Origin of the sequence: Roseateles oligotrophus (assembly GCF_025717515.1) — a bacterium.
Lineage (GTDB): Bacteria > Pseudomonadota > Gammaproteobacteria > Burkholderiales > Burkholderiaceae_C > Paucibacter_A > Paucibacter_A oligotrophus.
Genome location: NZ_JAJIRN010000008.1, coordinates 206,056 through 231,839, shown reverse-complemented (window position 1 = coordinate 231,839; position 25,784 = coordinate 206,056). Strand labels below are relative to the sequence as shown.

Genomic DNA, 25,784 nt, shown 5'->3' with positions numbered 1-25,784 from the left:
CGATAGGTATCTTTTTTGCTCACTACAATGCAAAGATTGTAGCCACGCCGGACAAGTCCGCCGTTGCTGGTGAACCGTCAAGGATGCAATAGCTGATCCGGTCTTAGTGCATATTGCACATTTCACCCGCGACAAGGATCCGGCCTGGTCCATTGCCGCCTGCGGCCAGCCTATTGCAGCATTTACCAAAGCGTTGCAGAACCAGTCCGATCGCGCCGCAAAGTCATGAACAAAACCGCTATACCAGCCACCTCAGCGGCCGTCGTCGACCCTGCGATGAGCCTTGAAGATCAAGAAGAAGCTCAGGCCCCTGCTTGCGTCATGAGCTTTAACGCCAGCGAAGCCAGCGGCGCCGGTGGCCTCGGATGTGACATCGCCACCATTGCGGCGATGGGTGCTCACTGCCTGCCAGTGGTGACATCCATCATTCTGAAGGACACCGCCGAGACCTTCGAGCACCACACGCTGGACTCGGAAACCATCGCCGAGCAAGCCCGCATGATCTTGGAAGATGTGCCGATCTCGGCCTGGAAGGTCGGCTTCCTCGGCAGCCCTGAAGGCATCAGCGCGGTGGCCGAGGTCTTGAGCGACTACCCCGATGTGCCGCTGGTTGCCTATCTGCCCAATGTGTCGTGGCTGGATGAGGAGCAGCAGCAAAGCTATCTGGACGCTTTCCGCGAACTGGTGTTGCCGCAAACCCATGTGTTGGTCGGCAACCACAAAACGCTGACCGACTTTTTGCTGCCCGACTGGGACGCCGACCGCCCGGCCTCGCCGCGCGAATTGGCGGTTGCTGCCGGCCAGCATGGCACCGCCCATGTCTTGGTCACCGGCATCAGCATGGCCAACCAGTTCATTGACAACGTGCTGGCCAATCCGCTCGGCCCCATCACCGGCGAGAAGTTTGAGCGCCTGGACGCCAGCTTCATCGGCGCCGGCGACACGCTGTCGGCCTCGTTGGCCGCCTTGCTCTCGGTCGGTGCGGAGATTCATTCGGCCGTCGGCGAAGCCTTGTCCTTTTTGGATCAGGCGCTGGACGCCGGCTTCAGGCCCGGCATGGGCAATGCGATCCCAGACCGCTTCTTCTGGGCCTTGCCACCCAGCGAAGAAGAGGAAGCCGCTGCGGCCGCCGCTTTGGAGGCCGGTGCCTTGGGCGAAGAGCCGCTCGCGCCAGAGCCCGAAGACAGCCCGCCGGCGCGCCCCTCGCGCCGCATGCACTGATCAAATAGTTTGTTAGCTTGATTCCATCGTTTTGCCCGGTCTGCTCATGTCCCAAAATCAAACCCTGTTCGAACGCGCGCAGCGCGTGATCCCTGGCGGCGTCAATTCCCCCGTGCGTGCGTTTCGCGCCGTCGGCGGCACCCCGCGCTTCATCACCCGTGGCGACGGCGCCTATATCCATGACGCCGATGGTCAGCGTTATATCGACTACATCGGTTCCTGGGGGCCGATGATCCTGGGCCATGGCCACCCCGCCGTGTTGGAAGCGGTGATCAGTGCCGCCCGCGAGGGCTTCTCCTACGGCGCACCGACCGAGCGCGAGATCGAGCTGGCCGAAGAGATTCTCAAACTGGTGCCCAGCATGGAGCAGGTGCGCCTGGTCTCATCGGGCACCGAGGCGACGATGAGCGCCATCCGCTTGGCGCGCGGCGCCACCGGTCGCAGCAAATTCATCAAGTTCGAAGGCTGCTATCACGGCCATACCGATGCCTTGCTGGTCAAGGCGGGGTCGGGTCTTGCCACCTTTGGCCACCCGACCAGCGCTGGCGTGCCCGAAGAAGTCGCGCAGCACACCTTGGTGCTGGAGTTCAACCATCTGGCGCAACTGGAAGAGGCATTCCTGCTGCACGGCAAGTCGCTGGCCTGCGTGATCATCGAGCCGATTGCCGGCAATATGAACTTCGTGCGTACCCAGGTCGCCTACATGAAGCGGCTGCGCGAGCTCTGCACCGAATATGGCGCGCTCTTGGTGCTGGACGAGGTGATGACGGGCTTCCGCGTCGGACTGCACAGCGCCCAAGGCCATTACGCCCAACTGATCCCCGGCTTCAAGCCCGACATCAGCGTGTTCGGCAAGGTCATCGGCGGCGGCATGCCGCTGGCGGCCTTTGGTGCCAGTCGCGAGATCATGAAACACCTGGCGCCGCTGGGCGGCGTTTATCAAGCCGGCACCTTGAGCGGCAACCCGGTCGCCACCGCCTGCGGGCTGGCGACGCTGCGCGAGATTCAAAAACCCGGTTTCTTTGAAGCGCTAACAGCCAAAACCCGCAGCCTGGTCGACGGCCTGGCGGCGGTTGCCAAAGAAAACGGCGTGCCCTTCAGTGTTGACTGCGAAGGCGGCATGTTCGGCTTCTTCCTGATGGACAAGTTGCCGCAGGAATACCAGACGGTAATGACGACCGACAAAGAGCGCTTCAACCATTTCTTCCACGCCATGCTGGATGCCGGCGTCTACTTGGCACCGGCCTTGTACGAAGCCGGCTTTGTGTCGGCCGCCCACAGCGATGCCGACATCGCGGCCACGCTGGCCGCAGCCAAGCACGCCCTGCGTTGATTGATCCGCGTTGATTCGCCCCTAGTCCTTCTCTCTGTTCAAGATGCATATTCACATCCTCGGCATTTGCGGCACTTTCATGGGCGGCCTGGCCGCCTTGGCCCGCGAGGCCGGCCACAAGGTCACTGGCTGCGACGCCAATGTCTACCCGCCGATGAGCGATCAGCTCGAAGCGCTGGGCATTGAGCTGACAGAAGGCTTCGGCGCCGACCAACTCGCACTGAAGCCCGACCTGTTCGTGATCGGCAATGTGGTCACACGCGGTGAGAAGTTCCCGCTGATGGAGGCAATTCTGGATGCCGGCCTGCCCTACACCAGCGGCCCGCAATGGCTCTCGGAGCATGTACTGCAAGCCCGCCATGTGCTGGCCGTGGCCGGCACCCATGGCAAAACCTCGACGACCTCGATGCTGGCCTGGATTCTTGAGCACGCAGGTTTGAAGCCGGGTTTTCTGGTCGGCGGCGTACCGCAGAATTTCGGCGTTTCGGCAAGGCTTGGAACGGGTTCTACTTTTGTCATTGAAGCGGATGAATACGACACCGCTTTTTTCGACAAGCGCAGCAAGTTCGTCCACTACCGCCCGCGCACGGCGGTGTTGAATAACCTCGAGTTCGATCATGCTGACATCTTTGCCGACCTGGCCGCCATCGAGACGCAGTTCCATCACCTGGTGCGCACCGTGCCGGCCAACGGACGCATCGTGGTCAATGCGCGCGAAGAAGCGCTGCAGCGGGTCTTGAGCCGGGGTTGCTGGAGCGATTTGCAGCGCTTCGGCACGCGCAAGGAAGAACCCGGCGCGCTGCGCGCGCGCGGCGAGCCGCAGGCTTTTGACGTGTTGCGCGGCAGCTTGAAGGTAACCCGGGTCGAGTGGGCCTTGTATGGCGAGCACAACCAGTTGAATGCCTTGGCCGCGATCGCCGCCGCCGAGCATGTCGGCGTGACGCCGGAGCAAAGCGCGGCCGCGCTGGCCGAATTCAAGAACGTGCGCCGCCGCATGGAATTGCGCGGTGAGGTGAACGGCATCAAGGTTTATGACGACTTCGCCCACCACCCCACGGCAATTCGCACCACCGTCAACGGTCTGCGCCGACGTATTGCGCCAGTTGAGCGCATCCTGGCCATCTTCGAGCCGCGTTCCAACACCATGAAGTTGGGCGCCATGAAGGCACAGCTGCCTTGGGCGCTCGAAGAAGCCGATCTGAGTTTTTGCAATCAGCAAGGGCTGGACTGGGACGCCAAAGACGCGCTGGCGCCACTTGGCAGCCAGGCGATTGTCGGCGCCGATGTGGCGGCGCTGGTCGCCGCCGTGGTCAAGCAGGCCAAGCCCGGCGACCATCTGTTGTGCATGAGCAATGGCGGCTTTGGCGGCATTCACGAAAAACTGCTGGCGGCCTTGGCGGCCAAGTGAAGCCGCTGATTCGGCCGACCCGGGACGCCGAGATCGAGCGCCTGTTCGAGGTCCGTGCCACCACTCGCGACAACGCTATTTCCAGCGCCCGCTTGGCCGAACTGGGCATCACGCCCGAGACGCTGCGCCAGGCGCTGCAGGCGGGCGAGATGCACAGCTGGGTCGGCCTGCACGAGGAGCAAGTCGTCGCCTTTTGCAATGTGCACGACCAAAGCGGCGAGGTCTTGGTCTTGGCCGTGCAAGCCGGCTTTGAGGGTCGCGGTTTGGGCCGCGCCTTGCTAGCCACAGCCGTTCGCCATCTACGCGAAGTTGCCGGCTGCTCGCGCATTTGGCTGATGGCCGGCGCCGATGCTGGCCTGCGCTCGCATGGTTTTTACCGCGCCCAAGGCTGGCGGCCCAGCGGGGTGTGCGATGGGCATGGGGATGAAGAGTTACTTCTGAGCGCCCCCTGACCTGTCGCTTCGCGCCAGCGCCCCTCCCCGAGCGGTTTGCCCGTTCGGGCACAAAACCGCCATCACGGCAACTGCAGTACACAAGCTTGGATTGCAATGCGACGAAGCTCCGTTGCCACAGCCATCTGAGCCCGAGCTTTCTCAACAGCCTGGGTAACGGCAGACTTATCTTGCGGGCCAGGCGTGGTTTCGAAACTGATCTCCACAGTGCTTAGACCTTCACCGGAACTCGAAGTGATGCGCCTCACACCCGCGACACCAGACAACTGCCGCTCAATAGGCATCGTGACCTCTCGCTCAACGCCTTCGGCCGTGATGCCAGGCACGGTCAGCTCGATACAAATGACCAACGAAGCTGATTCGGCCATCACTGAAGCCGGCAAGCAAAAAAGGCAACTCACCCACAAAGACAAAATGATTCGCACAATCTGAAACTCCGTTTAGCCCAGGGCGAGAGCCCGTCTTTTCTAGCCCAATCGATGCTCACTTGTGGAGGGCTGGACGCACAAGTAAATCATCACTGCCCAACCGATCAAGGGTATCAAGGCAATCAACTGCCACCATCCACTTCGGTCGGTGTCATGAAGCCTCCTCGCGGTGACTGCCAAGCAAGGCAGCAAGGTGGGAATCGTCACCAAAACACCTGCGAGGTCGCCAATCATCTGCCCGACGACACTGATCATGAAAACGAAAAGCACCCACCACCAGTACTCAGATTTGGAAGCCCGCCCTTTGAAATCGGTGTACTTCTTGAAGCAAATCTGGATGGACTCGGAAAATGTCATAGCTACTCTCGCGGCTGTAAATGCCCAATAGGCCGAGTCAATTTGCGTCGAAAAAATGGCTTTCGCGGAGTGGCGCGTGGCCAGCATAACGCAAGCTTCGCATGCACTCGTACTAAGTTAGGCGGCCCTAGTGGGTCACCTGAACGCGCTCACACGCGGTCAAACCGTAGATTTTTGTTCCGGCTAGTATCCAGAAAAAAATGGCTGACCTGACCGCCACCCTGGCGCTGCGGGCGCAACAATTGACTGGCTTTGAAGCCATAGCTGGCGCTTTGCAACTCGAATACGTCGCCGGGCAATGCGTGGAGCGAGCCACTTCCACCGTCCGTGAACACGGCACCGGAGAGCCGCACCTGCGGGCCGGCAATCGTCCACCGGGTGCTGCCGTCCGAGCACAAATAGCTGCCGTCCAGATCGCTGCCGAGTTCCGGCCGCTTGAGCAAGCGCTCGTAGCGCATCACCCGGCCCGCGCCAACCGCCACCTCGAGGCGATCGGGCGCCAGTTGCTTGAGGACAAACTCATAGGCACCGCGCAGCGGCAACCAGCGCCCATCGCCTGTCGGCACGAGTTGAAAAGGCATACCCCACTGGGTCGCCATCAGCTTGCCGTTCTTAAACGCCAGTTGTAGCAGACCGGGTTCGGCTTCATCCGCCGTGGCGGGGCTGAACCATTCGCCTTGCAAGCCCTCAGATTCGGCGGCAACAGGCATGGCGCCATAGGGCCTGATGCCCAACACTTCAGCCGCCACTTCACGCGCCATCCGGTAGGGCTCAAGATGGGCGCCGTTGGCAATCACCACCACGGTCAACTCGCGCTCGGCGATGCGCAAGAACTCGGTCTTGAAGCCGGGCCACAGGCCGCCATGACCGAGCGTGGCCAGGCCCGCAAACATGCCGCACTCCATGCCGCGCGCGTAGGCGCTGGTGTGTCCGCCACTCAACTCGGTCGCCGCGCCCAATTGGGCAGCTAGATCGGCCGGAGCCAGGCGCGCTTGCTCGAATTGCCGACTCCACAACAACAAGTCATTGACGCTGGACGTCATGCCGCCTTCACCACCTTGCTCGAAGCCATGCATGGCGCGCCGATAGCTGCCACCTTCTTGCTGCAAGTAGGGCGTGGCCAAACGCTGCACGATTTCGTCGGTGGCCAGCGCCATCTGGGTCTGCTGCATGCCCAAAGGCTTGAAGATTTGTTCATTCAAATAGCTGGACAAGGTCTGGCCACTCAGTCGTTCGACCAAGACGCCGAGCAGCAAAAAATTCGTATTGCAATAGAGGAAGCGACTGCCGGGCTTGAAGCTCAGATGGCGGTTCTGCGCGATCAGCGCGAGCATGCGGGCGCGGCTGAAGTTCAGGTCCAGGCCGACGCCGCCGAGGCGCAGCATCTCCAGGAAATCGGGCAAGCCACTGGTGTTGCGCATCAGATGCTCGATACACACCTGCTCAGGCAGCTCGGCCAATTCGGGGATGTGCTGGCGGATGTCGTCGTTCAAACCAAGCCGGCCTTGCGCCGCCAGCATCAGCACCGCGCTGACGGTGAACTGCTTGGACACCGAGGCGATGCGGAACACCGTACTGCCGCTCAGCGGCCGGCCATGCTCCAGGCTGGCCATGCCGTAGCCCTTGCTGAGCAAGACCTGGCCCTTCAACATCACCCCGACCGAATAGCCCGGCACCGCTTGACCCTGCTGAGCCGCGAACAGCGCATCAACGCGGTTTTCCAGCGAGACTTGATCGATATTGAGAGTCATTTGCTACACACCTCAAGCAAGATTTTTCCGGCCAAGCTAGACGAGCCTAGTCTTTCTTCCTGAACGCCAACCACCCCGCCACCGCCGTAAAGCCCAGCACGATCACCGCAATAATGCTGAAACCATGCGGATGCTCGGACAGCGGGATGCCGCCCACATTCATGCCGAACATGCCGGCCATGATGTTGATGGGCAGCGCCAGCACCGTCACCACCGTCAAGGTGAAAACGCTGCGATTGGTCTGTTCACCGACCTGCGCGACCATCTCTTCTTGCAAGAGCTTGATGCGCTCTTGCAGCGCCGAAAGATCGCGAATCACCAGCGAGAACTCTTCGGTCGCCTGGCGCAACTCATCCAGATCATGGGCGGTCACCCAAGGTGGCGGTTGCCGCAGCAAGCGAAACAGCGCGCCCGGCTCAGGTGCTAACAGACGCTGCAAGCGCACCAGCACGCGCCGCAACTTGCCCAGCTCGCCGCGCTTTTGCTGCAGCCGCCCGACCAGCAAACCATCTTCGATGTTGTCGACCTGCAGCGTCGCCTCGCGCACGATGCGCACCAGCACATCGCCCTGATCGTTCATCAAATGATTCAGCAACTCGACACTGGAGCCAAAGCAGGCGCCGTCCTTGACGGCCTGACGCAGCCGGTCGATCGAGCGCAGCGGATGCACGCGCGCACTGACCAAGACTCTTGCGCTGACGCTGACCCAGAGCGAGGCAATCTCGGATGGATCAAAGGAGAATTCGAAGGCCACATCGTTGACGACGGCGATCAGGTTGTCTGAGGCGTCCTCAATGCGGGTCGAGCGCGAGCCCTCGCGCAAGGCCTCGAAGAACTCGGGCGGCAGGCTCAAATTGGCCAGCATCCACTTTTCGGCCGTGGTGTCGGTGAGGTTGAAATGCAGCCAGATGAATTCTTCGGCGGTCTGCTCTGTGCCCTGCGCCAACCAACTCAAGGCCTCGGCCAGACCAATGGGACGGCCGGCCCGACCGGGGGCCAGCACGAAGCCGCAGATCAGGGCGTTGTCGACCGCGCCAAACACATAACTCATTGCATTGCATCCTTCCCCAGAGTCGGCCGCAGCCCATTGCGGGCCCGATTGTCAGTCAATAAAAGTTCAGCTTGTGCAGTGCAATAAAAAAAGGGCCGACGCAGCCGCGCCGGCCCCTCTTGAACTCATTGGACCAAGGATCAGCTGCGCTGCATATTGGCCTTCAACACGCTGGACAAGGTGTCCAGGCTCTCGGCCAGATGGGCGCGCGTTTCAATCGACAGGCCGGCCTTGCCCGACGCCGCACGCAGATCCGACTGCAGCTGCACCGCATGGAAACGCACCATCGCGTAAGCATCGGCCAAGAGGCCGGGGCCGCCGCCGCGCGTCAGCACGCCTTGCAGACGCTTCAGGTGCTCACGCTGCAGATTGCGGCGCATGCCGTCGATCTCGGCGCCGGTCTTGAGCTCGCTCCAAACGGCAGCATTGAGCGTGCTGTAGACCTCGGACAGCGAGACCAGACCCTTGCGCTCCTTCTCGGCCACAAAGGCCGGCATATCGATCAGGCGGCGCGCGGTATTGGCCGACATCAGCCGGTCCAGCACGGTGGTCTGCACGGCACCGACTGCGGCCGGGATCGACAGCTGCACACGCTCCCACTCGTTGTAGTCCAAGGTCTGCGAGGCCAGAAACTCCGGGCGGAAGCGGAAGGAGTTGGCCGACAGCAAGCCCGTCGAGATGAACTTCAAGGCCTCACGCTGACGCGCAGGTTCGACGGCGCTGAAGGCCGGGCGGCCGGTGCTGCCGGGCAGATCACGCAGCGCATGCATGCCGCCAACATATTTGCCGGTCAACTCGGCCGAACGGGCCAGTTGACGGAAGCTCTCGACGATAGAGCGGCGGTCGCGCAGCGGGTCACCGCCGACAACCGGCTTGCGGTCCTGCACGCGCGCCCACAGCTCCTGACTCAGCGCCAGACGGCGCTTGAAATAGGCCAGCGGATCGTCGCCCAGATCGAAGCGGTTGGCATCGGGGTCGAAGCCGTCATAAGGGCCACCGACGCCGGCGTCGATGTCATCGGCATAGGCCAGTTGTGGCTCGGTGCTACGGGCGGCGATTTTTGCCAGGTCGGCCACTTCGGTCTCGGCGGCCAAGGGCTTGTAGGCGTATTCGATCGCCCAGTAGTCATAGGCGCCTAGCGTGTTGTTGGTGTAACTGCCCTGCGGCTCGCCCTTCAAAGACAGGTTGTAGGCGTTGTAGTCCATCACCGAATTGGAGATGCCGAACTTCTCGGTATAGGCCTTGTCCTGCAACTGCTTCTGACTGACCGAGGTGGAGGCCTTGAAGTTGTGCTTCAGGCCCAGCGTGTGGCCGACCTCGTGCGTGATCACATCCTTGATGACGGCCTGCACAAAGGCATCGGCCTCCGGGCTGTCGGGAGTGATGTCGCCGCGCCCTTCAAGCAGATCGAGCGCAAAGCCCATCTCGGCGGAAGCCTCATTGGCGTAACTGCAATAGTCGGCGGCGCCATGCCGATGCTTGTGTCGATCCAGTGCCAGCCCGGACGTGCTCAATGCAGAAACGGCGGAATTACCAAGATCGTCGGTCACAAAGCGGCGCGAGCCACGGGCGAACACATCGCTCATGCCGATGTCGGCATCCAGAATTTCACCGGTGCGTGGATCACCGTGGTTAGGGCCAATGGCGAAACCGACGTCGGCGCCGACGAACCAGCGGATCGAGGCATGGCTCGAATCCATATTGTCCCAATCGGCATCGTCGGGTTGTTGCTTGGCGTGAATAGCGTTCTTGAAGCCGATCTTCTCGAAGGCCTTGTTCCATTCCAGGATGCCGGCCTCGACGGAGGCGCGGTACTGGGGCGGAATATTCTTGTCCAACCAGTAGGTGATCGGCTTGATCGGCTCGCTCAGCTCGGCGCTGGCGTCCTGCTTCTCAAGCCGCCAGCGCTTGACCATGTGCACGCGCACATTCGCCTTGCTGTCGCTGCCGAAGTCGGAATAGGACTCACCGAAATGACCCAGACGCGGATCAAGCTTGCGCACCGCCATCGGCAGGTCGGGCAAGGCCTGGAAGTTGTAGACGAAGCTGAAGAACATGCTGCGCGGATCGGGCGTGGACTGCGGCGGTGTCGGCGTCGGTGCGGGCGGCGCGACCAACGGCGGCGCCGGGATGCGCGGCGTGAAGAAGTGCATGCGCGCGGTCAGCGTGCTCAGCTTGGCATCGGCACGCGCCGCCTCGAAAGAAGAATTGCTGCGGTCCGGCGCATAAGGCAGGCGGTAGGCCGCCTCCAGTCTGGTGGACAGGCCGGGAATGTCGGTCAGGAACATGCCGGCATCGACCAGCACCGACTTGCGCTCTGGATGCTCGGCGCTGCCGACCGGGCCCGCCGCCAGCAAACTGGGCGAAAAGGCCTGGCTAACCGCCAGTTTTCCGCCGCCTTCACCGCGGAAGGCGGTGTTCAGCGCCACCAACTGGATCTGATTGCCGATACGGCGCCACTCGACCAGCTGGTCGGCCGCCATCTGACTGGCATAAAGGCCGCGCTCGCCGATCGAGTTGGCGATATTGACGGTGAACAAGAAAGGCTTGCCGATCATGTCCTTGGAGATTTCGAGCCAGACTTTTTCGTCCTTGCGCCAGATCGGGAACAGGCCGGCTTGCACCTTGGCGTCCTTGCTGACTTCGGCAAAAGGCTTGGGTGCGGTGGGGTCGGCGGGCGGCTTGGCGGCGCCATTGGGGGCCGAAGCCGAAGAAGCGGGAGCAGCGGCGGAGGCCGCCTTGACCACCGGGGCCGCAGCATCCGGCGCCGTAGTGGCGCAGGCGCTCAGCAATACAACGGCCGCAGCCACGGCAGACAAGGTCAGGCGGGGCGAGCCGCGCAGCGATTCATATGAAGTCATTCAAACCATCCTCGAACATTACAAAGGGCCCACCTGGGTGGCATGAGCCCCAAAACAGACCCGACGCAGGCGCGGATCAACGCGGCCGACACGACAAAGTCGGCCACTGTGAACCAGCCGCGGCGCCGCGTCAATGCGGCCGAGCGTGCTTCGCACAAGACGATCGGTCGTTCGTCGCATTTAGTCACCGAGATGAGGGTTTACCAGCGCCCCAAACAGCCATTTAGACTGCGGCCATGGCTGCACATCACAAAACCACCCACCTGCTCTATCTGCACGGCTTTCGCTCGTCGCCGCGCTCGGCCAAAGCGCTTCGCATGGCCGAGTGGGTGCGCTCACAAAACCCCGAGCTGGTGTTCGCCTGCCCGCAGCTGCCGCCCTCGCCCGCCGAGGCGATCGCCTTGCTGCAGGCCTTGACCGCCGACTGGCCGAGCCAGGGCTGCGCGCTGATGGGCAGTTCACTCGGCGGCTTCTACGCGACCGTGCTGGCCGAATGGCCGGGCTTTCAAAGCAGCCGCGTTGTGCTCTTGAACCCGGCCGTCGACCCGGCGCGTGACCTGGCGAAATACATCGGCGAGCAGACTTGTTGGCAGGACCCGGAAGAGCGCTTCTTCTTCCGCGCCGAATTCATCGCCGAGCTGCAAGCGCTCAGCACACCGGTCACCAGCACGCCGCAACGCTTGCTGGCCGTCATCGCCAAGGGCGACGAGTTGCTGGACTGGCGCGAGATGCAGGCCCGCTATGCCGACTGCCAGATCCGCCTGCTCGAAGGCAGTGACCATGGGCTGTCGGACTTTGATGACTATCTGCCGGAGTTGAGTGAGTTCTTGGGTCTTGACTAGTTCAGCCTAATCACGCTGTCTTGCGGCTCGGCCACACAGCCCTCGGCAAGACCTGGCCCCCAGCCGCGCCGAATCAGCACATGCTGACCGTTATGGCAAAACTCGATGCGCTGCGCACCGGCCATCGTTTGCTGCACAAAGGTTTCTATCGAAGCCGGCATGCTGACGAGGTAGCGGGCGGCCGCGAGCTCCTCGGCCGGATGGTCGTCGTTGTGCACCCAAGGGATGAAGGCGGCGGCGCCCCACAGCATCGGTTTGAAGCCGATCTCGAAGGCGGCAGGCCTATAGCCTTGGGCCTTCAACCAGGCTTGCGCCTGCGGGCGAAGCTCCTCAACGGCGCCCTCCCCCAGATTGCCCAGCGTGGCCGCCAACAACTCCGCCACCCATTGATTGCAGTTCTGGTAGCGCGCGCTAAAGGGGTAGGCATTGGCGCTGTAGTCGGGTGCTAAGAACTGCAATGCACGGCGCTTGTCGAGCGCAGCACGTTCCAGTTCGGCGGCTTGAGCCGGCGGGAACAGCACCACCGACAAAAAGCCCAAGTCGGCCTGGTTGGCACCGATCAAAAACCCCGCCAGGCCCTGGTCATAGAGCTTAGGGGCCGCTTCGTCGCAAACGTAATAGAGCTGGCGCACCGACCAGGGCGTGTTGTCGCTGGCCTTGAGTGCCAGCCCGGCGTGCGAGTAGCGCATCTCGAAACGACTCAGGTCGGTGCCGGCGCGCGACACCAGCGCGACGCCCTGCCCACTGCGCTCCAACTCGTCCTTGACGATGGCGACGAAGCGCAGCTGCTTGTCCTGCTGGCTTGCGCTTAAGCGCGGTGGCTGCTCGCAAAATCGCAAGCCACCGGCCTGCGCCGCGCCGCAGCCCAGCAGCCACAGCGCCAGCGGTCCAAAGACTCGAATCAAAGCACGACGGCCTTGCTATCCAACTCGCGATACCACTCGTCACTCAGCACCAGGAAAAAGGCCTGCTGGGTTTGCTGGTTAGCAAACTCAAGCCCGTACGCATGTTGGCGTGCCGTCACCATGTGGCCTGCCGCGAGTTGGCTCTTGTCGAACGCCTGCTCGGGCAGGACGAGGTAGAAATCATCGGCAGCAGCTTGCAAGTGCACGCGCACCATGCCGGGCCGATCGGCAGCGGCCGCCACATCGAGAATTTTGTAGTCGCCGGCCGCCACCTTTTCGCCCTTGGTCGATGACCCGCTGGACGCCTCCAGCGACTTGGAGCCGCTGCTGGCGGCGCTGCTGGCGCCTTCCGAGGCCGAAGACGCGGCCGAACTAGCGGCAAAAACCGGCAAGACGGCGCTCAAGAGCAAGCCTGCAGCAAGAGTCTGCTTGATGAAAAAGAATGGCTTCATGGTGGGACTCCAGTAGGTGGCTTGATAGCGGGTGCGGCAGAAGGACGAACTCGGCCGCCATCCTAGCAAGCCTTTGCGACAGCCGGCGATGACGGTTTGGTCTTTGTTTGTCGTCAAACAAAACCGCATGGCCTCGGAGCATCGCTTGGGCGTCACGCGCCTGACACGAAGCAGGCACAAGCTATCGAGTCATGTTCTTTGGAGCAAACCGGCGATGAACGCACCCGACCTCTTGCGCAGCGACTGGCTGCGCAACCGCACCTACGACGAGCTGACCCTGGGCCAAAGCGCTCGTCTGGTGCGCACGCTCAAACACAGCGACATTCAGGCTTTTGCCCTCGTTTCGGGTGACGTGAACCCCGCCCACCTGGATGCCGAATACGCCGAGGGCACGCGCTTTCACGGCGTGATCGCGCATGGCATGTGGGGCGGCGCCTTGATCTCGTCGGTGCTGGGCAATGAGTTCCCCGGCCCCGGCACCATCTATATGGAGCAGACGCTACGCTTCTCTCGCCCCGTGCACGTGGGCGACACCTTGACCATCGTGTTGACGGTGCTGGAGATGTTCGACGACAGCGGCATCGTCAAGCTCGGCTGCGAGGCCAATAACCAAAAAGGCCAGGCCGTCATCAGCGGCTTGGCCACCGTGCTGGCGCCGCGCACGCGCATCGAGCGCCCAAGACCTGCTCTGCCCGAAATGCATTTCTTTTCATTCGACGCCGAGGCGCGCATGAACGCTTGGCTGAATCAGCTCAAGCCCGACAAGCCGCTGCGCTGCGCGGTAGTGCAGCCTTGCAGCGAAGACGCGCTGCGCGCGGCGCTGCTGGGCGCCGCGCGCGGGCTGATTACACCCTGGCTGATCGGGCCGGAAGCGCGCATCCGGGCGCTGGCCGAGCAGCTGGGGCTAGACCTGCATGGCTGCCATTTCCAGCCCACGGCGCACAGCCATGCCGCTGCCCTTCAGGCCTGCGAGATGGCGGCTGCAGGCCAGCTGGACCTGCTGGCGCAAGGCAGCCTGAGCAGCGAGGAACTGCTGGCGGCGGTGCGGGCGACGCCTGCACTGGACAAGGGCAGCCGGCTGGCGCATGTCTACCGCTTTGACATCCCCAGCTATGCCAAGCCGCTGTTCATCAGCGATGCGGGCATCAATATCCGCCCCGATCTGGACGCCAAGGCCGAGATCCTGCGTCTGGCCATAGGCCTGGCCCAAGCGACGGGAGTGGCCTGCCCCAAGGTGGCCTTGTTGTCGGCGGTGGAAACCATCACCGAGCGCATCACCTCAACACTGGATGCAGCGGCGCTGTGCAAGATGGCGCAACGCGGCCAGATCGAGGGTGCCGTACTGGACGGGCCGCTGGCCTTTGACAGCGCCGTCAATCTGGAGGCCGCGAGTCTGCAGGGCCTGAACTCGCCGGTGGCCGGCGACGCCGACATCTTGCTCGCCCCCGACCTGGAATCGGGCAGCCTCCTGGCCAAGCTGCTCGAATACATGGCGGGTGCAGCCAGCTGCGGCGTCGTGCTGGGTGCGCGCGTGCCTTTAGCGATGAGCGGGCGCAGCGACAGCGTGCGTACGCGGCTGGGGTCGATGGGCTTGGCGGTGCTGGCGGTGAGCGACAGGAAAGGCTAGCTTAATAATCAAGCGGCACAAGGAGAAATTCTGCATAACGCAAAAACATTACGGTACCAGACGCGACACGAACTGAAGCTTTAATTGGTTTCGCACAAAGGAATGTCATGCACCGACTGATTCGTTTAGCCGCAGGACTGTCAATGCTTTGTACAGGCTGCAGCACCGCGCCAACGTTGAGGTCCGCTGGCCTGCGGCACTGAGCAAGAATTTGCGCCTTGATAAAGGGGATAAAAAAAGCCGGGCCATCTTGACGATGACCCGGCTCGGGTTTTGCCCTAATGGTCTGCTTCAGCGCTTGGGCTGGAAGGCCGCGTCGCCCATCTGCCACAAGAAAAAGCTCCACACATCGGCGGTCTCATCGAGCCGCTGCGCAAGGCCCGAGCCCATGCCATGGCCGCCGTCGAAGTCAACCCGCAGGATCACCGGGCGGGTCTTGACGGCGTCTGGATTGGCGGTTTGCATGCGCGCGGCCAGCTTGGACGGGATCCAGGCCTCAACACGCGGATCATTGGCGCCGGTGGTGACGATGACGGCCGGGTAGCTGCGCCCTTCCTTGACGTTATGGTAGGGGCTCAGCGCGAACATGCTCTTGAAATGCGCCGGGTTGGTCACGGTGCCGAACTCGGCGATATTGGGCGCACCGTTCAGCGTCAGCTCCATGCGCAACATATCGGACAGACCGACCGCGCTTTGCGCCGCCGCGAACAGCTCGCCGCGCTGCGTGACGGCGCCGCCAATCGTGATGCCGCCGGCGCTCCCCCCCGTGCCGGCCAGCTTGGCCGGTGAGCTGTACTTGTTGGCAATCAGCCATTCGGCACAGGCCACAAAGTCGGACACGGTGTTCTGCTTGGTCGCGATATAGCCGCCACGGTGCCAGTCGTCCCCCAGCTCGCCGCCGCCGCGCACATGGCAGATTGCCTGCACGCCGCCGCGCTCGGTCCAGGCCAGGCGGGTCGCGCTGAAACGCGGTTCCTGCGTGATGCCATAAGCGCCGTAAGCGCTCAGGATCGTCGGGCGCTGGCCGTCCAACACGACCGCTTTGGGCGCCACGATGGACAGCGGCACCATCACGCCATCATGGCTCTTGACCATCACGCGGCGCGCTTCAATGCCGGAGGTATCCACGCTGACGGCTTTTTGAATCGTCAGTCGCTGCGCTGCGGCGCCCGCTTCACCGCCGGCCTGCAGCAGCAAACTCTGCGGTGCCTGCGTCCAGCCTTCCAGCAAGACCAGCAACTCGTCACCCTTCAGCGATGTGACACTGCGCAGCGTGCCCTCAAACGGCAGCGCCACGGTCGAGACCTGACCGTCTTTCTTGCCCACGCGCCACAACTTGCTCACGCCCGCGTCCAGCGCCTTCACATAGACGGCGGCATCACCGGTCTCGATGGTTTGCAGCACGCTGTCGCCTGCGGGCAAGGCGGTCTTGAAGCCGGCTTTGCCCACACCCAAATCCAGGCTCAAGAGTTCGCGGCGCGAAGCCTTTTTCTGGCTCAAGGCGAACAGCGAACCGCCGGCCACTTCGGCCCGTGTCACCTTGTGCTCGGGCCGCACGACGCGCCGCCAAGGTGTGGCCGCGCCCTTGAGCTGGTCGACCCGCGCCACCCAGTAGCTGCGCTCGGCCGCGTCGCCATGCAAGACCTCGGCCAGCGCCCAGGGCGAACCCTTGGTAATGCGCACATAGGGCAGATCGGCGATTTCGAAATTCTCTTTCTTGCTCACCTGCCAACCGAACTGAGCCACATCCTTGGCCGGATCCTGGCCCAGCTTGTGCAGGAAAACCGCGCTCTTGTTGTAGCGCTCCTCCGCCGGGTGGCGGTTGTACAGAAAACCGCTGGCATCGGGCAACCAGGCCACGCCGCCCTCATTCAGGCCGGTGCGGTCAATCGACAAGGGCAAGAGCTTGGCCGTGGCAACGTCAAGCAAGCGCAAGACGCTGTTCTCGCTGCCGCCCTTGGACAGGCCCACCGCCAACAAGCGGCCATCGGGCGAAACGCTGTACCAATCGACCGCATGCTTGCCCGGCTCGCCCGGCAGGTTGTTGGGGTCGAGCAGCTCGCGCTCAGCGCCGCTTAAACCATCACGCACCCACAGCCGCGCCTGGTTTTGCCCCGGTGCGCGCTTCGAATAGAACAGTTTGCCGGCCACCATCTCGTAGCCGCCAGTGCTTTCGCCCGCGTCGGCCAACACACCGAGGCGCTCGCGCAAGGCGGCGCGGCCGGGGATCTGGGCCAGCACGCCGTCGGCATAGGCCGCCTGCGTCTTCAGCCAAGCCTGGAACTCGGGCGACTTCATGTCCTCCATCCAGCGGTAGGGGTCAACGACCGAGGTGCCGTGATAGATGTCGGTGACCGGCTTGGCCGGGGTGGCCGGGTAAGCCAAGGAAGAGCTTTGGGCTTGAATGGCCAAAGGCGCCAGCAAAAGAGTTGCCAGGGCGGACTTGAAGATGGATGGGTTCATCGTTTGCCTGATTGATTATGAGTTGCCACGGTGGCGGCGAATTTGCAGTGCGCAGTTTACGCAGTCGAAACGGTCGAGCAGGAATTGCGCCACGGAGGCTGGGAGGCCCTTGCTGAAATGACCGACATGCCGCTCAAGCATGGCCTTGCCCCGCTCCCATAGAAATTTCAATCTTCACGGCCCCGTGAGACTTTGGTGAGGACATTGGGACCTGCCCTTCCTACCATTCGGCAGCGGGTTTGTTAAAGCGGACTTGCGAACCTTTGGCCCGTTTCTATTTTCAACTTGACTCTTCCGAGGCTACACATGAAATTTCCAACTTCTTTGAACAAGACCCTGCTTTGCGCAGCGATCTTTTCTGCAACCGGCGCACAGGCCGCCATCGTTGATCTGACGGTGACCGTGCACAACCTCGCCCCGGTGAACAGCGTGGTGGTGGCGCCGCTGAGTGTCGGCTTCGGCCAAGGCGTGTTTGACGGCTTCGACATTGGCGGCGCTGCCAATGCTTCCATTGTCAAGGCGGCGGAACTGGGCAACGGCAATCTCTGGCGTGACGCCTTCTCCGGCACGGACGCGGGCGCCGTGGTCGGCGTGGTGGGTGGTGCGCCGCTCGCTGCGGGCCTGTCGGCCACCCAGACCTTCCGTATCGACACTTCGCTGAACAGCTATTTCAGCTTTGTGGCCATGGTGGTGCCGAGCAATGACTTCTTCATCGGCAACGATTCCGCCACCGCCTTCAAACTCTTCGACGGCGCCGGCAATTTGCAGATCAGCAGCATTGGCCAGAAGGCCCGTGACATCTGGGACGCCGGCTCCGAAGAGTTCAATGTGGCCAACGCGGCCTTCATCGTCGGCTCGAACGCGCTTGCCCGTGACGCACAAAATTCCGTCGTCGCACGCAATTTCGGCGAGTTCGCCGCCTACAACGGCCTGAGCACCGCCTACGGATACACCTTCAACAGCGCGTTGAGCGGCGGCAGCGATGTCTACCGCATCGACTTCTCGGCCCAGCCCGTGCCGGAGCCGCAGGCCTATGCCTTGATGTTGGCGGGTCTGGCGGCCATGGGCGCCGTGGTGCGCCGTCGCCGCAGCGCGGTCTGAGCGTTTTAGGTCGCACAAGTTCAAGGCACTACCCAGAAAGGCCGACGGCTGAGATCGAGCTATCGGCCTTTTCCTCGTTTTTGGGTGTTTTGGGTCGGAGGCGTCGACGCCAACTTCCTAGGATTTAGATTCAGACCCCGGTCGGGCATCGTTTCAAGGAGGCAGCTGCGAAAGCTCTTCGTTCGACACCACCAATCCCCTCTCGATTTGAAAAACGCGGTAGCGCTCGTAGAGATGCCGGCCTGAAAACAGATCATGCTTCAGGATTTCCCCCCTCGGCAAGATGACCCGCCCTGTGTACCAATCGGCGATCAAGGGCGCGGTACGCCCGATAAAAATGGCTCCCAGAGGAATTGCCTTAGGGCTGTCACTGCAAGGCTCTGACTGAATAGACAACAGGATCAATTGGTCGCGCTCGATTGACCAATTCGCACGAAAGCCATGCCAAGAAGCGCTACAGGTCCCTTCACCCAGAAACGGTCGAATCCTCGAGTAGTACTGCTTATCTTTGGCAATAGGAAGAAGCGGCGCTGAATAGATGGGGGCGGTCTCGCCAAGAAAGAGCAGCGTATCCGGTATCTGCGCTGTGGCGAAGCATGTTGCAGAGGCAAAAGACAGCAAAATTACAAGCAGTGCGTGGCGCATGGTGAGTTATCCAAGTTCCGATACTGGCCAATTAGAAACGGCTAGGCACGGAAGGTCATGAATGGAATGGGCCTGAATTAGCCGGCCGGCGTGAGTCAGATCGAATAAATGCTTAGTGGCCATTCTTTTAACGGAACCCGACGGCCATATAGGCCGCAGCCAAGCCGAGAGGGATCGAAAGCGTACCGGGTGCCGCCCGCCATGAAAGTAGATTTCCAAGTTTTTCGATCACTGCCAGATCGGCGCTTGAGATTAAAGGCCACGACCATAAGAGCACGAGGCCGATCCAAGGGAATGCGATAACGGCGACGAGTCCAATAGTTGCGCGGCGCGTCAAACGGAAGAAGCTCCAGCCGACCAAACTGGACAAAAGAATCCCCGGGACTTGCACCAGAAGTGTTGTGGTGAGGACATGCACCAGCACCGGCGAATTCCTTTGGGCGGCAAGGAATGCTGGCGAAATTGGAATGGCGGCAAGAACTCCCATCGCCATGACTACCAGCCAAGCCAACATGGCACCAACCAGCACAGCAGTGAGGTAATTTCGAAGCAGGGGCATAGCGGGCGCTTTATCCAAAGTAGCGGGCTTCCCAGAATCAAACTAGCCGCGCTGCGGCAACCTGCCGCAAAGTGCCAAGATGGGAAGATCGAGCTCTCAACATCAATAGAGTAGTACAGGTAACTACTTGGTTATTTTGACTGTAGGCATTGATCCTGACAAGCGCGTGTTTGCCATCGACGGGGTCAACGAGGCCGGCAAGTCCGAATGGCTCAGCCCAGCGGTGTCGCAAGGAAAGCTGGCGGGGCTCATCGGGAGAATGGTCTCGCCCACCGGGGCCGAGGCAGCACCGAGCAGTCCGGTTCGACAACAAGCCCCGCGGCAAATTTGTCTCGCCTATCACTCGCCGCCTCGTCCATCATCCGACCCGCCCGCCGCCCCACCCCCGACTATCGGCGACAATGCCGCCCATATGTTTGCACTGTTCGATGACGCCGGAAAATTCCTCGCCGGCCGCGTGATGTCTGAAGCCGATAGCTCGATGCAGATCGAGTTGGAGTCGGGTAAGCGCGTCAAAGTAAAAGCCGCCAATGTGCTGCTTAAATTCGATAAACCCTCGCCGGCGGAGCTGTTTGCTTCGGCTCAAGTGCTGGCCAAAGAGATCGACCTGAATCTCGCCTGGGAGTTCGCGCCGGAAGGCGAGTTCGGCTTTGCCGACCTCGCGCGCGACTATTTCGACGCCAAGGCCAACATCGCCCATCAGGTGGCGGCGCTGTTCTGCCTGTTCGAGGCGCCGCATTACTTCCGCCGCGCCGGCAAGGGGCTGTTCAAAAAGGCGCCCGAAGACATCGTCAAGGCCGCCCTCTTGGGCCTGGAGCGCAAGCGCTTGCAGGCGCTGCAGATCGAAGAATGGGCGACCGAGTTGGTGGCGGGGCGCTGCCCCGCGCCGGTGGCAGAGCAGATTTACAAGATTCTGTTCAAGCCCGACAAGAACGGCCCCGAGTACAAGGCGGTGGCCCTGGCCACGCAACGCGCGCACAAGGCGCCGCTGGACTTGCTGCAAAGCGTCGGCGCGATCAGCAGCGCCTACCAGTTCCACTGGAAACGCTTCTTGTTCGACCAATTCCCCAAGGGCTATGGCTTCCCCGCGCTGAACGCGCCCGAGATCAAGGACGATTTGCCGCTGTCGACCGTTAGCGCCTTCTCGATCGACGATTCGGCCACGACCGAGATCGACGATGCGCTGTCGGTGCAAGGCCTGGGCACGGGCACGGTCATTTTTGGCGTGCACATCGCCGCACCGGGCCTTGCCTTCGCGCCGGACTCTGCCATCGACAAGGTCGCGCGCGAGCGTTTGTCGACCGTCTATATGCCGGGCTGGAAGCTGACCATGCTGCCCGACGATGTGGTGCAGGCCTACACGCTGATCGAGGGCCGCGCCTGCCCCGCCGTGTCGCTGTATGTGACGATGGACGAAGCGACGCTGGCCATCACCGGCAGCGAGACCAAACTGGAGCGGGTGCCCATCACCGCCAATTTGCGCCACGACAAACTCGACGCCGTCATCACCGAAGCGACGCTGACCGGCGAAGCTGCGGCCGACTACGCGTTTGCGCACGAGCTGGCCTTTGCCTTCCGCCTGGCCCGCCATTTGAAGGCGGGCCGCGAAGTGGTGCGCGGCAAGCCGGAGAACTTCAACCGGCCGGATTACAACTTCCGCCTCGACTCGAACGGCGAACATGAACCCAAAGGCAGCGAGATCGTCAGCATCACGACGCGGCAGCGCGGGGCGCCGCTGGACTTGATCGTGGCCGAGGCGATGATTCTGGCCAACTCGACCTGGGGCGGCTGGCTCCATGATCTGGGCCTGCCCGGCATCTACCGCAGCCAGGCCAGCATGGCGCCCGGCATCAAGGTGCGCATGGGCACGCGCGCCCAGCCGCACGCGGGCCTGGGCGTACCGCAATACACCTGGTCGACCTCGCCGCTGCGCCGTTATGTGGACCTGGTCAATCAATGGCAAATCATCGCCTGCGTGCGCAATGGCCGCACCGCCGCACTGGGCGCGCCGTTCAAGCCCAAGGATGCGGCGCTGTTCTCCATCATCTCCGGCTTCGACGCCGCCTATGCCGCCTATAACGGCTTCCAGAACGGCATCGAGCGCTTCTGGACCATGCGTTATCTGGCGCAAAACCAGATCACCGAGTTGACGGCCAGTGTGATGAAAGACGGACTGGTGCGCGCCGACGACTTGCCGCTGGTCTTCAAGGCGGCCGGTTGCGACGCGCTGCCACGCGGCTGCAATGTGCGTGTGCGCATCACCGGCACCGACGAGATGACGCTGGATGTGCATGCGACGCTGATCGAGCGCCTGGACGCGGCTGCGGAACCGCCGACCGAAGATGAATCGGCCGAGGACGAGGAGGAAGGCGCCGGGCCTTTGACCTTGAGTCTGGACATGGACACACCCGATGTCGCGTCCGACACCGCCGCTGAAAGCGCCGAGGCGACACCGACCTGACGATGGCCGTCAAGCTTTCCGCCCTCCACTTCGCGCTGCTGGTTTCGCTGGGCCTTCACGGCGCCTTGCTGACCCTGCGTTTGGTGGACCCGGAGCGCTTCAACCGGGTGTTTCAAGACACTCCTCTCGAAGTGGTGCTGGTCAATAGCCGCAGCCAGGAAGATCCGGCCAAGGCGCTGGCCTTGGCGCAGGCCAGTTTGGCCGGCGGCGGGCTGGCCGAGGCGGGGCGCTCGACCTCGCCGCTGCCGCCGTCCAAGGTCTTGGAGGTAGGCGAAGCCAGCGAAACCCAGCGCGCCCAGATCGCCCAGTTGCGCGAGCAAGAGCAGCAGTTGTTAGCCCTGGTACGGCGCGAACTGGCGCAAATGCCGGCCCCCGACCCGCAGCAGAACAAGGGTGCGACTGCCGCGCAGGAGCAGACCGAACGGCGCCGCCAACTGGTGCAGTTGCTGGCCGAGATCGAGATGCGGGTCAACGAGGAAAGTGCGAGGCCGCGCAAACGCTATGTCAGCCCGGCCACCCGCGAGGTGGTCTATGCGCAGTATTACGACAGTCTGCGCCGGCGCGTCGAGGCCCGCGGCACGCGTGACTTCCCCGAATACAAGGGCCGCAAGCTGTATGGCGAGCTGACCATGAATATTCATGTCAACCAGCGCGGCCGCGTGATCGAGACCGATATCGTGGCCTCCTCGGGTGACCCCAATCTGGACCGCCGCGCCGAGGCCATCGTGCGCGCGGCCGGGCCCTTCGGCAACTTCAGCCCGGCGATGCGCAAGGGCGCCGAGGTGCTGGTGATCACCTCGCGCTTTCGCTTCACGCGGGATGAGGGCCTTGAAACCACCTTGAGCGCATCGCCAACACCATGACTTCCCCCATCGATATTGATCGTTATGCCGTGGCCGGCAACCCGGTTGCGCACAGCCAATCGCCCGCCATTCATGCCCAGTTTGCAGCGCAGACCGGGCAGGTTTTGACTTACGAGCGCTTGCTCTGCCCGCTGGACGGATTCGCGGACAGTATTCGCGCCTTCGCGGCGAGCGGTGGCCGCGGCTGCAATGTCACCGTGCCGTTCAAGTTCGAGGCGCATGCCTTGGCGACGCGCTTGAGCGAACGGGCCAAGCTGGCCGGCGCAGTCAACACCTTGCGCTTTGATGCTGTATGCCACCAGGTCGACGACATACGTCGCCCGCCCCCCGAGGAGCTCAAGAAAGCTCGGGGCGGCCCGTCTCTTTCATGTGAGGGCTGGTTCGGCGACAACACCGACGGCGCGGGCTTGGTGCGCGATATTGAAGTCAACGCTCAGCGCCCGTTGGCAGGCAGGCGCGTACTGCTCTTGGGCGCCGGCGGTGCCTCGGCTGGCGCCTTGGGCAGCTTGATTGCCGCACGGCCGGCATCGATCTGCATCGCCAACCGCAGCGTGGACAAGGCCGAAACCTTGATCGCGACCCATCAAGCCTATGCGCTGGAACATGGCGTCACGCTGAGCGCCACTCGGCTGGACGATTGCGGCGAGGGCTACGACTTCCTGATCAATGCCACCAGCGCCAGCTTAGGCGGCGCCGGCGTGCCGGTCGCGGCCAGCGTCTTGGCGCCGGGCGCTTTGGCGCTGGACATGATGTATGGGCCGGCCGCAGCGCCTTTTTTGAACTGGGCTCGCGAACATGGCGCCGAGCCTCGCGACGGCTTGGGCATGCTGGTCGAACAAGCCGGCGAAGCGTTTGCGCTTTGGCGCGGTGTGCGGCCGGACACGGCGGCCGTGTTGAACGCCATGCGTGTGAAACTGAGTGCAGCTCAAGCATGAGGCAGATCGGGCGGAGCTTGTTGCGCTTGGGCGCCCTGCTCTTGCTGGGCGGGCTGGCGCTGCAACTCTACTTCGCCGCACGCATCGCGCTGATGATGGTGATTGCGGCGCAATCGACCAGTTTTCAACGCTCCGAGGCTTGGCGCTTGGGCGTCAAGACCGGCCATATCGCGTGGACCCAGCAATGGGTGGACGACAAGGACCTGTCCAAGAATCTGAAGCGCGCCGTCATCGCCAGTGAGGACGCCGGCTTTGTCGAGCATGGTGGGGTCGAATGGGACGCGCTGGAGAAGGCCTGGGCGCGCAATCAGCGCGAGGAGTTGCGGGCCGAAAAGCGGTTGCAGACCGCAAAGCCCAACTCGGCCGCCACCGCAAAAAGCAAGCAGCGCGCCCCCAAGGTGATCGGCGGCTCCACCATCAGCCAGCAGTTGGCGAAGAATCTGTTTCTGAGCGGCGAGCGCAATTTTGTGCGCAAGGGTCAGGAGTTCGTCATTACCTTGTTGCTGGAAGCGATGCTGAGCAAGCAACGCATCCTGGAAATCTATTTGAACAATGTCGAATGGGGCGAAGGCGTGTTCGGCGCGCAGGCCGCCGCCCGCCACTATTTTCATATCGATGCCAAGCAACTCAGCGCGGGTCAAGCGGCGCGCTTGGCGGTGATGTTGCCGGCACCCAAGCGCTTTGAGAGGAATCCGGCCTCACCCTATGTCCTAAGCCGGGCCGCGACCATAGAAGCGCGCATGGGCGCGGTTGAATTGCCCTAGTGTTAGCCTCCAGCATGACGTCCGAAAACAGCATCAGCATCGAAATCGCCGCCACTGCCGCCCGCCTGGTGGTGGAAGAAGGCATGGAATACGGGCCGGCCAAGCAGCGCGCTCTGAAGATTCTGGGCCTGAGCCGCAATAGCCGGGCCGCTTTGCCGAGCAACGACGAGTTGGAAGACGAGGTGCGCGACTATCTGGCCCTGTTTTGCGCCGACACCCAACCCGCCGAGTTGGCCGCGCTGCGCGAGTTGGCGGCCGAATGGATGGCCCGCTTGGCCGAGTTTCGCCCGCATCTATGCGGCGCGGTCTGGCGCGGCACCGCTACCCGGCTCTCCAATATTCATTTGCAGCTCTATTGCGACGACAGCAAGTCCGCCGAGATTGCGCTGATCAATTTGGGGCTGGACTATGAGGTCGGCGCGATCACCGGGCCCAAAGGCTCCCGTGGACGCGAGATCGATGTGCTGTCCTTGGCCGTCTTCAGCCGCAAGTTGGGCGAATTGATTACCGTGCATCTGAGCATCCTCGACTTTGACGATTTGCGCGGTGCACTCAAGGTGGACGCGCGCGGCCGCAGCGAGCGCGGCGACTTGGCCGCTTTGCGCAAATTGATGGAAGAGAATTCAAATGAGTGAAAGCACTTCAAACCTTCGCCGCAAATTATTTGTAGCGGCCGGCATCGGTGCCGCCGTGATTGGTGCCGGTGTCTCGCTTGGGCGGCGTCCCGCAGGACCGGCAAGCCTGTCCAGCGCTGCGGCAAGTTTTTGGAATGCTCGTTTTGACCGCCCCGAGGGGGGCGAACTGCCGGCGGCCTCATTCAAGGGCAAGCCGCTATTGCTGAATTTTTGGGCGACTTGGTGCCCACCCTGCGTGAAGGAATTGCCCGAACTGGCGCAGTTCGAGCGCGAATTCAAGGGTCAAGGCTGGCAGGTTTTAGGGCTGGCCATCGACAGCCCAAGCGCCGTGCGCGAGTTTCTCAAGAAGCTGCCTTTGGACTTTCCTTTGGGTTTGGCCGGATTGACCGGCACCGAATTGACCCGGACACTGGGCAATACACAGGGCGGCTTGCCCTTCAGCGTGGCATTCGACGTTTCCGGCGAGCTGATTTGGCGCAAATTGGGAGCCACAAATCTGGCTGAATTGCGTCAAATGACCGGCAAACTTGTTGCGGGTTGAGGCACCAAGCCACCGCAGGCAAGCGCAAAAGCAAATCGAGGTCAAGCGAATTATTTAGAGCCAGAAGTCACGAACTAGGCTTAAAACGCGTAAAGTTCGGCCTTTTCCGCTTCTAGGGTCCTCACTCTA

At 62.4% G+C, this 25,784-nt stretch carries 23 protein-coding genes and 1 pseudogene; 14 read left to right on the top strand and 10 right to left on the bottom strand.

Annotation, left to right across the window (positions count from 1 at the left end):
• The first annotated feature begins 225 nt into the window (after positions 1 to 225).
• The 4 genes from thiD to LNV07_RS18485 are packed head-to-tail and all read left to right on the top strand — an operon-like array spanning position 226 to position 4,414.
• Positions 226 to 1,221, top strand: a complete 996-nt coding sequence (thiD, locus tag LNV07_RS18500) for a bifunctional hydroxymethylpyrimidine kinase/phosphomethylpyrimidine kinase (RefSeq protein WP_318013756.1) — start codon at positions 226 to 228, stop codon at positions 1,219 to 1,221.
• Positions 1,222 to 1,267: 46 nt separating this feature from the next.
• Complete coding sequence (hemL, locus tag LNV07_RS18495) at positions 1,268 to 2,554, top strand: glutamate-1-semialdehyde 2,1-aminomutase (protein WP_263572650.1); 1,287 nt, start codon at positions 1,268 to 1,270, stop codon at positions 2,552 to 2,554.
• A 43-nt stretch (positions 2,555 to 2,597) separates the two neighbouring features.
• Complete coding sequence (mpl, locus tag LNV07_RS18490) at positions 2,598 to 3,962, top strand: UDP-N-acetylmuramate:L-alanyl-gamma-D-glutamyl-meso-diaminopimelate ligase (protein ID WP_263572649.1); 1,365 nt, start codon at positions 2,598 to 2,600, stop codon at positions 3,960 to 3,962.
• Positions 3,959 to 4,414 carry a GNAT family N-acetyltransferase gene (locus LNV07_RS18485; protein WP_263572648.1) on the top strand — a complete coding sequence of 152 codons (456 nt, stop codon included), beginning with the start codon at positions 3,959 to 3,961 and terminating at the stop codon, positions 4,412 to 4,414. The genes mpl and LNV07_RS18485 overlap by 4 nt, the downstream gene beginning before the upstream one ends.
• A 62-nt stretch (positions 4,415 to 4,476) precedes the next feature.
• Here LNV07_RS18485 and LNV07_RS25580 read toward each other — a convergent pair whose 3' ends face one another.
• The 5 genes from LNV07_RS25580 to LNV07_RS18460 form a co-directional block, all read right to left on the bottom strand.
• Complete coding sequence (locus LNV07_RS25580; protein ID WP_397545585.1) at positions 4,477 to 4,782, bottom strand: efflux RND transporter permease subunit; 306 nt, start codon at positions 4,780 to 4,782, stop codon at positions 4,477 to 4,479.
• Positions 4,783 to 4,881: 99 nt separating this feature from the next.
• Positions 4,882 to 5,199 (bottom strand): DUF805 domain-containing protein, encoded by a 318-nt coding sequence (locus tag LNV07_RS18475; RefSeq protein ID WP_263572646.1) that lies wholly within the window; start codon positions 5,197 to 5,199, stop codon positions 4,882 to 4,884.
• Positions 5,200 to 5,348: 149 nt separating this feature from the next.
• Positions 5,349 to 6,950, bottom strand: coding sequence for a serine hydrolase domain-containing protein (locus tag LNV07_RS18470; RefSeq protein ID WP_263572645.1), 1,602 nt, complete (start codon positions 6,948 to 6,950; stop codon positions 5,349 to 5,351).
• A gap of 46 nt (positions 6,951 to 6,996) precedes the next feature.
• Positions 6,997 to 8,001 (bottom strand): transporter, encoded by a 1,005-nt coding sequence (locus tag LNV07_RS18465; RefSeq protein ID WP_263572644.1) that lies wholly within the window; start codon positions 7,999 to 8,001, stop codon positions 6,997 to 6,999.
• A 140-nt stretch (positions 8,002 to 8,141) separates the two neighbouring features.
• Positions 8,142 to 10,862, bottom strand: a complete 2,721-nt coding sequence (locus LNV07_RS18460; RefSeq protein ID WP_263572643.1) for a zinc-dependent metalloprotease — start codon at positions 10,860 to 10,862, stop codon at positions 8,142 to 8,144.
• Between the two features lie 236 nt (positions 10,863 to 11,098).
• Between LNV07_RS18460 and LNV07_RS18455 the strand changes: the two genes are divergently transcribed.
• Positions 11,099 to 11,704, top strand: coding sequence for a YqiA/YcfP family alpha/beta fold hydrolase (locus LNV07_RS18455; protein ID WP_263572642.1), 606 nt, complete (start codon positions 11,099 to 11,101; stop codon positions 11,702 to 11,704).
• On the opposite strand, the gene LNV07_RS18450 is transcribed toward LNV07_RS18455, so the two are convergent.
• Both LNV07_RS18450 and LNV07_RS18445 read right to left on the bottom strand, forming a co-directional pair.
• Positions 11,701 to 12,609, bottom strand: coding sequence for a DUF2145 domain-containing protein (locus tag LNV07_RS18450; protein ID WP_263572641.1), 909 nt, complete (start codon positions 12,607 to 12,609; stop codon positions 11,701 to 11,703). The genes LNV07_RS18455 and LNV07_RS18450 overlap by 4 nt on opposite strands.
• A complete protein-coding gene (locus LNV07_RS18445) occupies positions 12,606 to 13,061 on the bottom strand; it encodes a hypothetical protein (RefSeq protein ID WP_263572640.1) in 456 nt (151 codons plus the stop codon). Before LNV07_RS18445 ends, LNV07_RS18450 begins: the two co-directional genes overlap by 4 nt.
• A gap of 214 nt (positions 13,062 to 13,275) precedes the next feature.
• On the opposite strand from LNV07_RS18445, the gene LNV07_RS18440 reads away from it, so the two are divergent.
• Positions 13,276 to 14,688, top strand: a complete 1,413-nt coding sequence (locus LNV07_RS18440) for a bifunctional enoyl-CoA hydratase/phosphate acetyltransferase (protein ID WP_263572639.1) — start codon at positions 13,276 to 13,278, stop codon at positions 14,686 to 14,688.
• 291 nt (positions 14,689 to 14,979) lie between these two features.
• Here the strand turns inward: LNV07_RS18440 and LNV07_RS18435 are convergent, their stop codons facing one another.
• Complete coding sequence (locus tag LNV07_RS18435) at positions 14,980 to 17,151, bottom strand: prolyl oligopeptidase family serine peptidase (RefSeq protein WP_263572638.1); 2,172 nt, start codon at positions 17,149 to 17,151, stop codon at positions 14,980 to 14,982.
• A 306-nt stretch (positions 17,152 to 17,457) separates the two neighbouring features.
• On the opposite strand from LNV07_RS18435, the gene LNV07_RS18430 reads away from it, so the two are divergent.
• Entirely contained in the window at positions 17,458 to 18,252 is a 795-nt protein-coding gene (locus LNV07_RS18430; protein WP_263572637.1) for a spondin domain-containing protein, read from the top strand.
• Between the two features lie 153 nt (positions 18,253 to 18,405).
• Here LNV07_RS18430 and LNV07_RS18425 read toward each other — a convergent pair whose 3' ends face one another.
• Together LNV07_RS18425 and LNV07_RS18420 are read right to left on the bottom strand one after the other, a co-directional pair.
• Positions 18,406 to 18,897 carry a hypothetical protein gene (locus tag LNV07_RS18425; RefSeq protein WP_263572636.1) on the bottom strand — a complete coding sequence of 164 codons (492 nt, stop codon included), beginning with the start codon at positions 18,895 to 18,897 and terminating at the stop codon, positions 18,406 to 18,408.
• A gap of 127 nt (positions 18,898 to 19,024) precedes the next feature.
• Entirely contained in the window at positions 19,025 to 19,456 is a 432-nt protein-coding gene (locus LNV07_RS18420) for a hypothetical protein (RefSeq protein WP_263572635.1), read from the bottom strand.
• 127 nt (positions 19,457 to 19,583) lie between these two features.
• On the opposite strand from LNV07_RS18420, the pseudogene LNV07_RS18415 reads away from it, so the two are divergent.
• From LNV07_RS18415 to LNV07_RS18385, 7 genes and pseudogenes are all read left to right on the top strand, one after another.
• Positions 19,584 to 19,718: pseudogene (locus tag LNV07_RS18415) on the top strand (IS110 family transposase); the annotation flags it as partial.
• Between the two features lie 150 nt (positions 19,719 to 19,868).
• Positions 19,869 to 21,917, top strand: coding sequence for a ribonuclease catalytic domain-containing protein (locus LNV07_RS18410; protein WP_263572816.1), 2,049 nt, complete (start codon positions 19,869 to 19,871; stop codon positions 21,915 to 21,917).
• Positions 21,918 to 21,919: 2 nt separating this feature from the next.
• A complete protein-coding gene (locus LNV07_RS18405; RefSeq protein ID WP_263572634.1) occupies positions 21,920 to 22,780 on the top strand; it encodes an energy transducer TonB in 861 nt (286 codons plus the stop codon).
• Positions 22,777 to 23,715 carry a shikimate dehydrogenase gene (locus LNV07_RS18400; protein ID WP_263572633.1) on the top strand — a complete coding sequence of 313 codons (939 nt, stop codon included), beginning with the start codon at positions 22,777 to 22,779 and terminating at the stop codon, positions 23,713 to 23,715. Before LNV07_RS18405 ends, LNV07_RS18400 begins: the two co-directional genes overlap by 4 nt.
• A complete protein-coding gene (gene mtgA / locus LNV07_RS18395; protein WP_263572632.1) occupies positions 23,712 to 24,479 on the top strand; it encodes a monofunctional biosynthetic peptidoglycan transglycosylase in 768 nt (255 codons plus the stop codon). The genes LNV07_RS18400 and mtgA overlap by 4 nt, the downstream gene beginning before the upstream one ends.
• A 14-nt stretch (positions 24,480 to 24,493) precedes the next feature.
• On the top strand, positions 24,494 to 25,114 hold the full coding sequence (locus tag LNV07_RS18390; RefSeq protein ID WP_263572631.1) for a hypothetical protein: 621 nt from the start codon (positions 24,494 to 24,496) through the stop codon (positions 25,112 to 25,114).
• Entirely contained in the window at positions 25,107 to 25,655 is a 549-nt protein-coding gene (locus LNV07_RS18385; protein WP_263572630.1) for a TlpA family protein disulfide reductase, read from the top strand. The genes LNV07_RS18390 and LNV07_RS18385 overlap by 8 nt, the downstream gene beginning before the upstream one ends.
• Positions 25,656 to 25,784: the final 129 nt, after the last annotated feature.

What these genes read in the sequence shown, in the direction of transcription:
- LNV07_RS18390 (WP_263572631.1), top strand. Translation starts at nt 24,494, where the DNA reads ATGACGTCCGAAAACAGCATCAGCATCGAAATCGCCGCCACTGCCGCC.
- LNV07_RS18420 (WP_263572635.1), bottom strand. Translation starts at nt 19,456, where the DNA reads ATGCCCCTGCTTCGAAATTACCTCACTGCTGTGCTGGTTGGTGCCATG.
- LNV07_RS18400 (WP_263572633.1), top strand. Translation starts at nt 22,777, where the DNA reads ATGACTTCCCCCATCGATATTGATCGTTATGCCGTGGCCGGCAACCCG.
- mtgA (WP_263572632.1), top strand. Translation starts at nt 23,712, where the DNA reads ATGAGGCAGATCGGGCGGAGCTTGTTGCGCTTGGGCGCCCTGCTCTTG.
- LNV07_RS18440 (WP_263572639.1), top strand. Translation starts at nt 13,276, where the DNA reads ATGAACGCACCCGACCTCTTGCGCAGCGACTGGCTGCGCAACCGCACC.
- LNV07_RS18385 (WP_263572630.1), top strand. Translation starts at nt 25,107, where the DNA reads ATGAGTGAAAGCACTTCAAACCTTCGCCGCAAATTATTTGTAGCGGCC.
- LNV07_RS18430 (WP_263572637.1), top strand. Translation starts at nt 17,458, where the DNA reads ATGAAATTTCCAACTTCTTTGAACAAGACCCTGCTTTGCGCAGCGATC.
- LNV07_RS18405 (WP_263572634.1), top strand. Translation starts at nt 21,920, where the DNA reads ATGGCCGTCAAGCTTTCCGCCCTCCACTTCGCGCTGCTGGTTTCGCTG.
- LNV07_RS18460 (WP_263572643.1), bottom strand. Translation starts at nt 10,862, where the DNA reads ATGACTTCATATGAATCGCTGCGCGGCTCGCCCCGCCTGACCTTGTCT.
- LNV07_RS18470 (WP_263572645.1), bottom strand. Translation starts at nt 6,950, where the DNA reads ATGACTCTCAATATCGATCAAGTCTCGCTGGAAAACCGCGTTGATGCG.
- LNV07_RS18445 (WP_263572640.1), bottom strand. Translation starts at nt 13,061, where the DNA reads ATGAAGCCATTCTTTTTCATCAAGCAGACTCTTGCTGCAGGCTTGCTC.
- LNV07_RS18410 (WP_263572816.1), top strand. Translation starts at nt 19,869, where the DNA reads ATGTTTGCACTGTTCGATGACGCCGGAAAATTCCTCGCCGGCCGCGTG.
- LNV07_RS25580 (WP_397545585.1), bottom strand. Translation starts at nt 4,782, where the DNA reads ATGGCCGAATCAGCTTCGTTGGTCATTTGTATCGAGCTGACCGTGCCT.
- LNV07_RS18475 (WP_263572646.1), bottom strand. Translation starts at nt 5,199, where the DNA reads ATGACATTTTCCGAGTCCATCCAGATTTGCTTCAAGAAGTACACCGAT.
- LNV07_RS18435 (WP_263572638.1), bottom strand. Translation starts at nt 17,151, where the DNA reads ATGAACCCATCCATCTTCAAGTCCGCCCTGGCAACTCTTTTGCTGGCG.
- LNV07_RS18425 (WP_263572636.1), bottom strand. Translation starts at nt 18,897, where the DNA reads ATGCGCCACGCACTGCTTGTAATTTTGCTGTCTTTTGCCTCTGCAACA.
- mpl (WP_263572649.1), top strand. Translation starts at nt 2,598, where the DNA reads ATGCATATTCACATCCTCGGCATTTGCGGCACTTTCATGGGCGGCCTG.
- LNV07_RS18465 (WP_263572644.1), bottom strand. Translation starts at nt 8,001, where the DNA reads ATGAGTTATGTGTTTGGCGCGGTCGACAACGCCCTGATCTGCGGCTTC.
- hemL (WP_263572650.1), top strand. Translation starts at nt 1,268, where the DNA reads ATGTCCCAAAATCAAACCCTGTTCGAACGCGCGCAGCGCGTGATCCCT.
- thiD (WP_318013756.1), top strand. Translation starts at nt 226, where the DNA reads ATGAACAAAACCGCTATACCAGCCACCTCAGCGGCCGTCGTCGACCCT.
- LNV07_RS18455 (WP_263572642.1), top strand. Translation starts at nt 11,099, where the DNA reads ATGGCTGCACATCACAAAACCACCCACCTGCTCTATCTGCACGGCTTT.